Source organism: Mycolicibacterium sp. ND9-15 (assembly GCF_035918395.1).
Lineage (GTDB): Bacteria > Actinomycetota > Actinomycetes > Mycobacteriales > Mycobacteriaceae > Mycobacterium.
Map to the genome: position 1 here is coordinate 4731602 of NZ_CP142362.1, position 13020 is coordinate 4744621.

The following is a 13020-nucleotide window of genomic DNA, read 5'->3' on the forward strand; positions in this document are numbered from 1 at the left end:
TTACGTCTGACAAGCCCTGACAGGTATTTTGGAGAGTGCCATGCCCCGCGCAATCCACGTCTTCCGCACACCCGACCGCTTCGTGGCCGGGACCGTCGGCCAACCCGGCAACCGCACGTTCTACCTGCAGGCCGTACACGACAACCGAGTGGTGTCGGTGGTGCTCGAGAAGCAACAGGTCGCCGTGCTCGCCGAGCGGATCGCCGCGCTGCTACTCGAGATCAACCGCCGATTCGGCACCCCGGTCCCGCCCGACACCGGCGAGGTCGACGACCTCAGCCCGCTCATCACGCCGGTCGACGCGGAGTTTCGGGTCGGCACGATGGGGCTGGGCTGGGACTCCGAGGCGCAGACCGTCGTTGTCGAACTGCTTGCGGTGACGGAAACCGAGTTCGACGCCTCGGTGGTGCTCGACGACGCGGAGGAGGGCCCAGACGCGGTGCGCGTCTTCCTCACCCCCGAGTCGGCGCGTGAATTCGCAACACGCTCCAATCGGGTTATCTCGGCGGGCCGACCGCCCTGTCCGTTGTGCGACGAGCCGCTGGACCCCGAGGGCCACATCTGCGTGCGCACCAACGGGTACCGGCGCGGCGCCTTCGCCGAGTCCGACGATGACGTCGACATCTGACGCCGGGTCCGATGCCGTCCGCGAGGAGGTTCTGCTGCGCGGCGAGCTGACCGTCATCGGACGCATCCGCTCGGCCAGCAACGCCACCTTCCTGTGCGAGGCGAACCTCGGTGAGCGGCAGGTACATTGCGTATACAAGCCGGTCGCGGGCGAGGCGCCGCTGTGGGACTTCCCTCACGGCACACTTGCCGGCCGGGAACGAAGCGCGTACTTGGTGTCGTCGGCCTTGGGATGGAATGTCGTGCCCTACACCATCATTCGCGGTGGCCCGGCGGGTGAGGGCATGGTACAGCTGTGGGTGGACCAGCCAGGCGATGACGTCGACGACGAACGGCCGTCGGGACCGGACCTGGTGGATCTGCTTCCCGCCGGGCGGATCCCACCGGGCTTTCTGCCCGTCCTGCAGGCCTATGACTACGCCGGCGACGAGGTCACCCTGGTGCATGCCGACGACGACCGGTTGCGCAGGATGGCGGTGTTCGACGTGCTGGTCAACAACGCCGACCGCAAGGGCGGCCACATCCTGTGCGGGGTGGACGGACACCTGTACGGCGTGGACCACGGGGTGACCCTGCACGTCGAGGACAAACTGCGCACCGTGCTGTGGGGCTGGGCCGGTAAACCCGTCGACGACCAGACGCTCGAGTCGGTGAGCGCGCTGCGCGACCAGCTGCGAAACGGGCTGGCCGATGAGTTGTGCCGCCACATCACCGAGCGTGAGATCATCGCGTTGCTCGCGAGAACCGTTGCGCTGCTGAATGATCCGGTGATGCCGCCGCCCGATCGGCGCCGTCCGATACCGTGGCCGGCGTTCTGAGCGATGACCCAGACAGATGCGGCGCTGGCCGCCGAGGTGGCCGCCGAGGCGGGCGAGATGCTGGTGAAGGTGCGCGAGGAGGTCGGCTTCTACGATCCCTACGACCTTGGCGACACCGGCGACAAGCTGGCCAACAAGCTGATTCTCGATCGGCTCCGCGCCGCGCGGCCCGACGACGCGGTGCTGTCCGAGGAGGCTGTCGACGATCTGTCTCGTGTGCACGCCGACCGGGTCTGGATCGTCGATCCGGTCGACGGCACCCACGAGTTCTCCATGCCGCGACGGACGGACTGGGCCGTGCACGTCGCGTTGTGGCGACGCGACGGCGGCCCGTACGGTCGCATCACCGACGCGGCCGTTGCGCTGCCCGCCCGCAACGAGGTCTACCGCACCGACACCGTGACCCCGCCGCCACCGCGCGCCGACGGCCCCATCCTGATCACTGCGAGTGCCAACCGGCCGCCGCCGGTGCTGTGGTGGCTGCGCGACCGGATGGACATCCAGTTGGTGCGCATCGGATCGGCGGGCGCCAAGGCGATGGCGGTGGTGCGCGGCGATGTCGACGCCTACCTGCACGCCGGCGGTCAGTGGGAGTGGGATTCGGCGGCCCCGGCCGGGGTGGTGCAGGCCGCCGGCCTGCACGCGACCCGCCTGGACGGCTCGGAGCTGCTCTACAACCGGCGCGACCCGTACCTGCCCGACCTGCTGATGTGCCGGCCGGAGCTCAGCGAAGCGCTGCTCGACGGGATCCTGTCGGCGTACCGGAGCCACTGGCGCGATTGACTTCCGGGAATGAAACAGGCGCCCGCGTTGTCGGTCCCCTCGATGCCTAGAGTCGATGTTGTGAATTCGTGGCCGGCTCCTGTCGTCCCGGCGCTGCCGGGCCGCGGTCCGCAGCTGCGCCTCTACGACAGCGCCGACCGGCAGGTCCGCCCGGTCGGCGCCGGGGAGACGGCCACGATGTACGTCTGCGGTATCACCCCGTACGACGCGACCCATCTCGGCCACGCCGCCACCTACCTGGCGTTCGACCTCGTGCATCGCATCTGGCTGGACGCCGGCCATCGGGTGCACTACGTGCAGAACATCACCGATGTCGACGATCCGCTGTTCGAGCGTGCGCAGCGCGACGGCATCGACTGGCGCGAACTCGCCGACCGCGAGACCGAGCTGTTCTGTGAGGACATGGCCGCGTTGCGGGTGTTGCCGCCGCACGACTACGTCGCGGCAACCGAAGCCATCGCCGAGGTCATCGAGGTCGTCGAGAAGCTGTTGGCGTCCGGGGCCGCCTACATCGTCGAGGACGCCGAGTACCCCGACGTCTACTTCCGCGCCGATGCCACCGCGCAGTTCGGCTACGAGTCCGGCTACGACCGCGACACCATGCGGCAGTTGTTCGCCGAGCGCGGCGGCGACCCCGACCGCCCCGGCAAGGGCGACGTACTCGACGCGCTGCTGTGGCAGGCGCAACGGCCGGGGGAGCCGAGTTGGCCGTCGCCGTTCGGGCCGGGCCGGCCCGGCTGGCATGTGGAATGCGCCGCGATCGCGCTGAGCCGCATCGGCACCGACCTCGACATCCAGGGCGGCGGCAGTGACCTGATCTTCCCCCACCACGAGTTCTCGGCCGCCCACGCCGAATCCGTCACCGGTGAGCGGAGATTCGCGCGTCACTACGTACACGCGGGCATGATCGGTTGGAACGGCCACAAGATGAGCAAGAGCCGCGGAAATCTGGTGCTGGTCTCACGGTTGCGCGCCGAGGGCGTCGACCCCGCGGCGATCCGGCTCGGACTGTTCGCCGGTCATTACCGCGCCGACCGGTACTGGAGTGACGCCGTGCTCGCCGAGGCGGTCGAGCGGCTGAGCCGGTGGCGCGCCGCGGTCGCCCTGCCGGGCGCACCGGACGCGACCGACGTGGTGGGCCGGGTGCGCCGTTATCTGGCCGACGATCTCGACACACCGAAAGCGCTTGCCGCCCTCGACGGTTGGACCACCGACGCGCTGAGCTACGGCGGCCACGACACCGAGGCCGGTCGCACGGTGGCGACCGCGGTCGACGCGCTGCTGGGCATTCGGCTCTAGAGCCGCGAGTCGTTGCGCTCGCGAGAACTACACCAGGGTCGCGATTGGCGTCGTATCACAACCCTGGTGTACGTCTCGCGAGGGTGACAGTGCCACGGCGTCGACGCTCAAGTCGGTATCCGAACTGCTGCCGCAGCTGGACCCACGCGCGTGTGTGAAACCTGGGCGGAAAGTCGGCCTCGATTCCGCCCAGGTTTCACACGCCAGGTTCGTCAGCCCAGAAGCCGGGCGCTACCGCCCTCGGCGCCGCAAGTAGCGCTCGAACTCCGCGGCGAGCGCGTCGCCGTCGATCTTGCCGAGCACTTCGTGCATGTCGACCTCGGCGTCGCCGCGTTCCTCCAGCGACTGCACGTACTCGGCGATCTCCTCGTCCTCGGCGGTCATCTCCGACACCGCCTGCTCCCACTCCTCGGCCGCCGTGGGCAGGTCGGCCAGGGGCACCTCGATGTCGAGTACGTCCTCGACGCGGCGCAGCAGCGCCACCGTGGCCTTGGGATTCGGCGGCTGCGAAACGTAATGCGGGACCGCTGCCCAGAACGTGACCGCCGGGATACCGGCCTGCACACACGCATCCTGGAACACCCCGGCGATGCCGGTCGGGCCTTCGTAACGCGTCTCTTCCAACCCGAACACCTTGGCGGAGTCCGACGAGTAGGCCGCGCCGGACACGGGCACCGGGCGGGTGTGCGGCGTGTCGGCCAGCAGGGCGCCGAGGATCACGACGGTCTGGACGTTGAGTTTGTCGGCGATCGCCACCAACTCCGCGCAGAACGTGCGCCAGCGCATGTTGGGCTCGACGCCGTGCATCAACACGATGTCGCGGTCAGCCCCCGGCGGCCGACAGTGCGAAATGCGCATCGAGGGCCACACCAACTCCCGCGTGACCCCGTCTACCTGCCGGATCACCGGCCGGTTCACCTGGTAGTCGTAGTAGGACTCGTCGTCGATCTCGACGATCGTCTCGGCCTCCCAGATGGCGTCCAGGTGCTCCACCGCGTCGCTGGCCGCGTCACCGGCGTCGTTCCAGCCTTCGAATGCTGCGACGACGATCGCGTCGTTCAGTTCGGGCAGGTCCGGGATCACAACGCCAGCGTAAGCCCTGTGCGGCGGGTAGGAGCGCCATCGCCACACGAGCTGATTCGATCCGGCGTTTACCCTGTATTTCGTGGCTGATGTCGACGATCGCGCACACGACACGGTGTTGCTCGCCGGCGCGATGGGCACCCAGATCCTCAGCGAGAAACGGCCCCACGCGAACGGGACGGAATGCGTTCGGCTGCAATCTCGTTAAGCCTCGTGTGTACGACGCTGCCGACAAGATCCGCGAGTTGTCACTCACGGGCAACGCGGTCGCCGAGCGGGTCGGGGCCGACCGGTTGGCGTCCCACACGTCGATCCGGTGACAACGTAGACTTTCGGAGGTCGAGAGGCGTTGCAACGGACCCCGTGTCCGCCACGCTCGGCAGAAGCAAGGACGCCTTCCGCTACGGAAGGAGTGCACGTGAACGCCGTTGAGCCAAACATGGGGGAGTCGAACATCCGCCCGGACTGCACCGACGAACTGACGGCCACTCTGCGCGCTCGGATCATGGTGATCGACGGCGCGATGGGCACGGCGATCCAGCGAGACCGGCCCGACGAGGCCGGCTACCGCGGCGAGCGGTTCGCCGACTGGCCGAGCGACCTTCAGGGCAACAACGACCTGCTCAACCTGACACAACCGCAGATCATCGCGGCGATCCACCGCGAATATCTGGAGGCGGGCGCCGACATCCTGGAGACCAACACGTTCAACGCGAACGCGGTCTCGCTCTCCGACTACGGCATGGCGGAGTTGAGCTACGAGCTGAACCACGCCGGCGCCGCCCTGGCGCGGGCGGCTTGCGACGAGTTCAGCACCCCGGAGCAGCCCCGCTACGTCGCCGGCGCGCTCGGTCCGACGACGCGCACCGCGTCGATCTCGCCGGACGTCAACGACCCCGGAGCCCGCAACGTCACCTACGACCAACTGGCTACCGCCTACCTCGAAGCCGCCAACGGCCTGGTCGACGGCGGTGCCGACCTCATCATCATCGAGACCATCTTCGACACCCTGAACGCCAAGGCCGCTGTGTTCGCCCTCGAGACGCTGTTCGAGGACCGCGGACGCCGCTGGCCGGTGATAATCTCGGGCACCATCACCGATGCCTCCGGGCGGACGTTGTCCGGCCAGGTCACCGAAGCATTCTGGAACTCGATCAGGCACGCCAAGCCGCTCGCGGTCGGCCTCAACTGCGCCCTGGGTGCGCCGGAGATGCGGCCCTACATCGCCGAGATGTCGCGGATCGCGGACACCTTCGTATCCTGCTACCCCAACGCCGGGCTGCCCAACGCCTTCGCCGAGTACGACGAGACCCCGGAGCGTCAGGCCGGCTACCTCGCCGAGTTCGCCGAGGCCGGCCTGATCAACCTCGCCGGTGGTTGCTGCGGAACGACGCCGGCGCACATCGCCGAGATCGCCAGGGTCGTCGAGGGCCTGCCGCCGCGCCGGGTGCCCGAGATTCCGGTGGCCACCCGCCTGTCGGGCCTGGAACCGCTCAACATCACCGAGGACTCCCTGTTCGTGAACATCGGTGAGCGCACCAACATCACCGGCTCCGCCCGGTTCCGCAACCTGATCAAGGCCGAGGACTACGACACCGCGCTGTCGGTCGCCCTGCAGCAGGTCGAAGTGGGCGCGCAGGTCATCGACATCAACATGGACGAGGGCATGATCGACGGTGTCGCCGCGATGGACCGGTTCACCAAGCTGGTCGCCTCGGAGCCGGACATCAGCCGGGTCCCCGTGATGATCGACTCCTCCAAGTGGGAGGTCATCGAGGCGGGCCTGAAGAACGTGCAGGGCAAGCCGATCGTCAACTCGATTTCCATGAAGGAGGGCGAGGAGAAGTTCATCCACGAGGCCCGGCTGTGCCGAAAGTACGGTGCCGCCGTGGTCGTGATGGCCTTCGACGAGCAGGGGCAGGCCGACAACCTGGAGCGCCGTAAGGAGATCTGCGGGCGCGCCTACCGGATCCTGACCGAGCAGGTCGGCTTCCCGGCCGAGGACATCATCTTCGACCCGAACTGCTTCGCGCTGGCGACCGGAATCGAGGAGCACGCGACCTACGGCATCGACTTCATCGAGGCCTGTGCCTGGATCAAGGAGAACCTGCCCGGAGTGCACCTCTCGGGCGGCATCTCGAACGTGTCGTTCTCCTTCCGCGGCAACAACCCGGTCCGCGAGGCCATCCACGCGGTGTTCCTGTATCACGCCATCGACGCCGGCCTGGACATGGGCATCGTCAACGCCGGTGCGCTGGTGCCGTATGACTCGATCGACCCCGAACTGCGGGACCGCATCGAAGATGTCGTGCTGAACCGTCGCCCGGATGCCGCCGAGCGCCTGCTCGAGATCGCCGAACGGTTCAACAGCAAGGGCAAGGAGGAGGACCCCACGGCAGCGCAGTGGCGATCCCTGCCGGTCCGCGAGCGGATCACCCACGCCCTGGTCAAAGGCATCGACGCCCACGTCGACGACGACACCGAGGAGCTGCGCGCAGAGATCGCCGCCGCGGGCGGTCGCCCGATCGAGGTGATCGAGGGCCCGCTGATGGACGGCATGAACGTCGTCGGTGACCTCTTCGGGTCGGGCAAGATGTTCCTGCCCCAGGTGGTGAAGTCGGCCCGGGTGATGAAGAAGGCCGTCGCCTACCTGCTGCCGTTCATCGAGGCGGAGAAGCAGCCCGGTGACGCCGAGCGAACCAACGGCACGATCGTGATGGCGACGGTCAAGGGCGACGTCCACGACATCGGCAAGAACATCGTCGGGGTTGTGTTGCAGTGCAACAACTACACCGTGATCGACCTGGGCGTGATGGTGCCCGCCCAGAAGATCCTGGCCACGGCGCAGGAGCACGACGCCGACATGATCGGGTTGTCGGGCCTGATCACCCCGTCGCTGGACGAGATGGTGAACTTCGCCGTCGAAATGGAACGGGAGGGCCTGGAGATCCCGCTGCTGATCGGTGGCGCGACCACTTCGCGGGCGCACACGGCCGTGAAGATAGCGCCGCGTCGCAGCGGTCCGGTGGTCTGGGTCAAGGACGCCTCCCGCTCGGTGCCGGTCGCTGCCGCGCTGCTCGACGACAACCAGCGTCCCGCCCTGCTGGAGGCCACCGAGAAGGACTACGCGTCCCTTCGCGAACGCCACGCCGCGAAGAACGAGCGGCCGATGCTGACGCTCCAGATGGCCCGCGCGAACCGGACCCCGATCGAGTGGGGCGGCTACACGCCGCCGATGCCGGCAATGGGCGCGGGAGTACGTGACTTTCAGGAATACGACCTCGCGGAGCTGCGCGAGTACATCGACTGGCAGCCGTTCTTCAACGCCTGGGAGATGAAGGGCCGCTTCCCCGACATCCTCAACAACCCGGCCACGGGCGAGACTGCCCGCAAGCTGTACGACGACGCCCAGGAGATGCTCGACACCCTGATCAAGGAGAAGTGGCTGACCGCCAACGGGGTGATCGGGTTTTTCCCAGCCAACGCGGTCGCTGACGACATCGAGGTCTACACCGACGACACCCGCACGCAGGTGCTGACCACGCTGCACAACCTGCGTCAGCAGGGTGAGCACCGGCAGGGCATCCCGAACCGCTCGCTGGGCGACTACATCGCGCCCAAGGAGACCGGTCTGGCCGACTACGTCGGCGCGTTCGCGGTCACCGCGGGGCTCGGCAGCCAGGACAAGATCATGGAGTTCAAGGCCGCCCTCGACGACTACAGCGCGATCCTGCTGGAGTCGCTCGCCGACCGGCTGGCAGAGGCTTTCGCCGAACGGCTGCACCAACGGGTGCGCATGGAGTTCTGGGGATACCAGCCCGACGAGCAACTGGACAACGACGCACTCATCGGGGAAAGGTACGTCGGCATCCGCCCTGCGCCGGGCTACCCGGCGTGCCCGGAGCACACCGAGAAGGCGACGCTCTGGAAGCTGCTGGACGTGCACAAGCGTACCGGCATCGAGCTGACCGATTCGATGGCGATGTGGCCTGGTGCCGCCGTCAGCGGCTGGTATTTCTCGCACCCGCAGTCGCAGTACTTCGTGGTCGGCCGGGTGGCTCAGGACCAGGTCGCCGACTACGCGACCCGCAAGGGCTGGACGCTGGCCGAAGCCGAGCGCTGGCTGAGCTCCAACCTCAGCTACAACCCGGAGGACTGAGCGGTGGTGATGGCCGACGGCGCGAACGCTTTACGCGAGCGGGTGCGCGGCGAGCTTCGAGGCGCTTGACTGGTTGATTTCACGCAGGAGATGCGTGCGATCAACCGATTAGTGCATAGCACCACCGCGATCCACCCTAGAGGTGGCTCCGGTCACAGGAATCGGCATGATTTTCACCCTCCGCGCTCGCTCTGACAGAATCGGGATCATGCGTGCGGTCCTCTTCGATATGGACGGCACCCTGGTCGATTCCGAGAAACTTTGGGACATCTCGCTGGCCGCGCTGTACACCGAACTGGGCGGCCGGTTGACCCCACGGGTGCGGGAATCGATGGTCGGCGGTTCGGCCGAGGACACCATTCGGACCGTCTACGTCGACCTCGGGCTCGACCCGGATCCGCGCGCGATGGCTGAGTCGAGCCGTTGGCTGCACGACTACACGGCCGGGTTGTTCGACGGCGGGCTGCCGTGGTGCGACGGGGCGCAGGAGTTGTTGGAAGCACTTGCCGCCGAAGGGACTCCGACGGCTCTGGTCACCAACACCCAGCGGGCACTGACCGATCGCGCGCTGAACAGTATTGGCAGCCAATATTTTTCGGTGACGGTATGCGGCGACGAGGTAGCCCGCGGCAAGCCCGCGCCCGACGTGTACGAGCGCGCGGCGGCGTTGCTTGGGCTGCATCCGGCCGCATGTCTGGCGATCGAGGACTCGGTCACCGGCACGGCCGCGGCCGAGGACGCCGGATGCCCGGTACTGGTGGTACCCAACGACGTAGCGGTGCCCGGCGGACCGCGCCGGCGCCAGGTCTTCTCGCTCGTCGGGATGCGCGTTGCGGACTTGCGCAGAGTGCATTTCGAACTGGCTTCGCACGTCGAAGAACGCACCGCCTGACGACCGGCCTGTGATTGAATGTGACTCCATCGCGCGATGCTGCGGAAGGGTGTCACATGACTCACGGACCCGCCGGCGAGTCTTCGGCAGGTGTGGATTACGAGGAAAGCGAGCACAGTGGGCGCGTCATCCTCATCGCGGCGGTAGCGGCCCTCGGCGGCCTGCTGTTCGGTTATGACAGTGCGGTCATCAACGGTGCGGTCTCGGCGGTCGAGGACCACTTCGAGATCAGTAAGACCGTGGTCGGCGTCGCCGTCGCGGCCGCACTGATCGGCGCCGCCCTCGGCGCGTTGTTCGCGGGTCGGCTCGCCGACAAGGTCGGTCGCCTCTCGGTGATGAAGATCGCGGCGCTGCTGTTTTTCGTCAGCGCCTTCGGCGCCGGCCTGGCCACCAACGTATGGGTGTTCGGGTTCTTTCGCATCGTCGGCGGCCTCGGCGTGGGCGTGGCATCGGTCATCGCGCCCGCCTACATCGCCGAAACCTCCCCGCCTCGCATCCGCGGCCGGCTCGGCTCACTGCAGCAGTTGGCCATCGTGTCCGGCATCTTCATATCGCTGGCCATCGACGCTCTGCTGGCCCACCTCGCCGGCGGGTCGCGCGAGGAGCTCTGGTTGGGCATGGAGGCCTGGCGCTGGATGTTCATCGTGATGGCGGTGCCCGCCGTCGTCTACGGTGGGCTGGCCTTCACGATCCCGGAGTCACCGCGCTATCTCGTTGCCACATACCGGATTCCGGAAGCCCGGCGGGTGTTGACCAAGCTGCTGGGTGAAACGAATCTCGAGGTGACGATCACGCGCATCAAGGAATCGCTGAAGTCGGAGAAGCCACCTTCGTGGCGCGACTTGCGCAAGCCGACCGGCGGTCTCTACGGCATCGTCTGGGTGGGTGTGCTGCTGTCGGTGTTCCAGCAGTTCGTGGGCATCAACGTGATCTTCTACTACTCGAACGTGCTGTGGGAGGCCGTAGGCTTCGGTGAGGCCCAGGCGTTCATCATCACCGTGATCACATCGGTGACCAACATCGTCACCACGCTGATCGCGATCGCGCTGATCGACAAGGTCGGCCGCAAACCACTGTTGCTCGTCGGGTCGACGGGCATGACCGTCACGCTCGGCACGATGGCGGTGATCTTCGGTACGGCGCCGGTGGTGGACGGCCAGCCGGACCTGCAGGGGATTGCCGGGCCGATCGCGCTGGTGGCCGCCAACCTCTTCGTCGTGTCCTTCGGCATGTCGTGGGGCCCGGTGGTGTGGGTGCTGCTCGGCGAGATGTTCCCCAACCGCATCCGCGGTGCCGCGCTCGGCCTGGCCGCCGCCGCGCAGTGGGTGGCAAACTGCGCGATCACGGCCTCGTTCCCGGCACTCGGCGACTTCTCGCTCGGCATCGCCTACGGTTTCTACGCCATCTGCGCCCTGTTGTCCTTCCTGTTCGTGTGGCGGTTGGTCTCTGAGACCAAAGGTAAGCACCTCGAGGACATGGGCAACGAGGCCTCGCCCCAGGAGGAAAGCGTCTGACGGACAACGACGAGTCGGTCGACGTCCTGGTCGCCGGCTCCGCCGGAGCGCTGGCCGGTGCCTATACCGCTGCGCGAGAGGGGCTTTCAGTCGCCATCGTGGAGGCGACCGACCGGCTCGGCGGCACGTTCGCCTACTCCGGCGGCGGCGGAATGTGGTACCCGTGCAATGCGGTGCTCGCCCGCGCCGGTTGCGACGACACCATCGACGACGCGCTGCGCTACTACCGCGAGGTCGTCGGCGACCGCACGCCCGCTGGGCTTCAGGAGACCTATGTCCGCGGGGGCGCCGCCCTGATCGACTACCTCGAACGCGACGAGCACTTCGCGTTCAGGGTCCTGCCCTGGCCCGACTATTACAGTTCGGCGGCCGGCGCCCGCACTGACGGTATGCGCCACATCGTGTCCAAGGCGGTACCGGACGAGCGGCTCGGCCGGTTCGCGGGCCTGGTGCGCGGACCGCTGGACCATGAACGCCTCGGGGCGCCGCAGCCCGATCTGCTCACGGGTGGCCGGGCCCTGATCGGACGGTTCCTGTGGGCGATGGCGGACAACCCCGCCGTGACGGCCCATCTGTCCACCAGGCTCGTCGAATTGGTGGTCGACGGCGGTCGCGTCGTCGGCGCAGTCGTGGAGCACGACGGCCTGCGGCGCACGATTTCGGCGCGCCGCGGTGTCCTGCTCGCCGCAGGCGGATTCGAACAGAACGCCGAGATGCGGGCCGAATACGGCGTCCCCGGCGCGGCTCGCGACACCATGGGGGCGCCCGCCAACACCGGGTTGGCGCACCGCGCGGCGATCGCCGTCGGGGCCAGTGTGGATTTGATGGATCAGGCGTGGTGGTCGCCGGGTCTGATCCATCCGGACGGCCGCGCAGCTTTCGCGTTGTGCTTCACCGGCGGCATCTTCGTCGACCGTGCCGGGCGCCGCTTCGCCAACGAATCGGCGGCTTACGACCGCCTGGGCCGAACGATACTGCGCGCGATGGGTGACGGTACGGTCGGGACGCCGTACTGGATGGTCTACGACAGCCGCAGCGGCGAACAACCGCCCGTCATGGCCACCAATGTGTCCTTCTCACCGACGGACGACTACCGGGCCAGGGGATTGTGGGTGCAAGCCGACACCTTGAGCGGGCTGGCCCGCGAGATCGGTGTTCCAGCGGCACATCTCGAGGACACCGTGCGGCACTTCAACGAGTTCGCGCGCCGTGGCGTCGACGACGACTTCGGTCGCGGCATTGAATCGTTCGACCGAGCGTTCACCGGCGGCGCGTCGCCGTTGGTGCCGATCGACACGCCGCCTTACCGGGCTGCGGCGTTCGGGGTTTCCGACCTGGGCACCAAGGGCGGGCTGCGCACTGACCCCGATGCCCGCGTCCTCGACACCTCCGACCGGCCGATTCCCGGTCTGTATGCGGCGGGCAACACGATGGCCGCGGTCTCGGGGGAGACCTATCCCGGCGGCGGGAACCCGATCGGGGCATCGCTGTTGTTCAGTCACCTGGCCGCGCTGCACATGGTCGGCTCGGGCAAACCCGCGTGACCCGGCGTGCGCGGGCGTGACACAATCGCGTGCCGTGAAGACCTTCGACGCCCTGTTCGCCGAGCTCAGCGAGCGCGCCCGGACCCGTCCCGCAGGTAGCGGCACCGTCGCCGCGCTGGACGGCGGCATCCACGGGATCGGCAAGAAGATACTCGAAGAGGCCGGCGAGGTGTGGCTGGCGGCCGAGCACGAGGGCGACGAGGCCCTCGCCGAGGAGATCAGCCAACTGCTGTACTGGACACAGGTGTTGCTGATCGCGCGCGGCCTCACCCTCGACGACATCTACGAGAAGCTGTGATGT

The 13020-nt window shown here is 67.7% G+C and carries 11 protein-coding genes; 10 read left to right on the forward strand and 1 reads right to left on the reverse strand.

All coding sequences use genetic code 11. The features are described 5' to 3' along the window. Positions 1 to 40 precede the first annotated feature (40 nt). The 4 genes from QGN32_RS22395 to mshC are packed head-to-tail and all read left to right on the forward strand — an operon-like array spanning position 41 to position 3527. Complete coding sequence (locus QGN32_RS22395) at positions 41 to 628, forward strand: DUF3090 domain-containing protein (RefSeq protein WP_326546358.1); 588 nt, start codon at positions 41 to 43, stop codon at positions 626 to 628. Next, complete coding sequence (locus tag QGN32_RS22400) at positions 612 to 1445, forward strand: SCO1664 family protein (RefSeq protein WP_326546359.1); 834 nt, start codon at positions 612 to 614, stop codon at positions 1443 to 1445. The genes QGN32_RS22395 and QGN32_RS22400 overlap by 17 nt, the downstream gene beginning before the upstream one ends. A gap of 3 nt (positions 1446 to 1448) precedes the next feature. Then, on the forward strand, positions 1449 to 2228 hold the full coding sequence (locus QGN32_RS22405; RefSeq protein WP_326546360.1) for a 3'(2'),5'-bisphosphate nucleotidase CysQ: 780 nt from the start codon (positions 1449 to 1451) through the stop codon (positions 2226 to 2228). 60 nt (positions 2229 to 2288) lie between these two features. Further along, complete coding sequence (mshC, locus tag QGN32_RS22410; RefSeq protein ID WP_326546361.1) at positions 2289 to 3527, forward strand: cysteine--1-D-myo-inosityl 2-amino-2-deoxy-alpha-D-glucopyranoside ligase; 1239 nt, start codon at positions 2289 to 2291, stop codon at positions 3525 to 3527. A 231-nt stretch (positions 3528 to 3758) separates the two neighbouring features. Here mshC and QGN32_RS22415 read toward each other — a convergent pair whose 3' ends face one another. Continuing rightward, positions 3759 to 4610: a PAC2 family protein gene (locus QGN32_RS22415; protein ID WP_326546362.1), complete on the reverse strand. Its 852-nt coding sequence runs from the start codon at positions 4608 to 4610 to the stop codon at positions 3759 to 3761. Positions 4611 to 4692: 82 nt separating this feature from the next. On the opposite strand from QGN32_RS22415, the gene QGN32_RS22420 reads away from it, so the two are divergent. From QGN32_RS22420 to QGN32_RS22445, 6 genes are all read left to right on the forward strand, one after another. After that, positions 4693 to 4818: a hypothetical protein gene (locus QGN32_RS22420; RefSeq protein ID WP_326546363.1), complete on the forward strand. Its 126-nt coding sequence runs from the start codon at positions 4693 to 4695 to the stop codon at positions 4816 to 4818. Between the two features lie 231 nt (positions 4819 to 5049). Then, positions 5050 to 8769, forward strand: a complete 3720-nt coding sequence (gene metH, locus QGN32_RS22425; protein ID WP_326549209.1) for a methionine synthase — start codon at positions 5050 to 5052, stop codon at positions 8767 to 8769. 208 nt (positions 8770 to 8977) lie between these two features. Further along, the gene (locus QGN32_RS22430) at positions 8978 to 9661 is read left to right on the forward strand and encodes an HAD family hydrolase (protein ID WP_326546364.1); all 684 of its coding nucleotides are present in this window, start codon (positions 8978 to 8980) and stop codon (positions 9659 to 9661) included. 56 nt (positions 9662 to 9717) lie between these two features. Next, complete coding sequence (locus tag QGN32_RS22435; RefSeq protein WP_326546365.1) at positions 9718 to 11175, forward strand: sugar porter family MFS transporter; 1458 nt, start codon at positions 9718 to 9720, stop codon at positions 11173 to 11175. Further along, complete coding sequence (locus tag QGN32_RS22440; protein ID WP_326549210.1) at positions 11172 to 12719, forward strand: FAD-binding protein; 1548 nt, start codon at positions 11172 to 11174, stop codon at positions 12717 to 12719. Before QGN32_RS22435 ends, QGN32_RS22440 begins: the two co-directional genes overlap by 4 nt. Before the next feature lie 16 nt (positions 12720 to 12735). Further along, positions 12736 to 13017 carry a phosphoribosyl-ATP diphosphatase gene (locus QGN32_RS22445; protein WP_326546366.1) on the forward strand — a complete coding sequence of 94 codons (282 nt, stop codon included), beginning with the start codon at positions 12736 to 12738 and terminating at the stop codon, positions 13015 to 13017. Positions 13018 to 13020 lie beyond the last annotated feature (3 nt).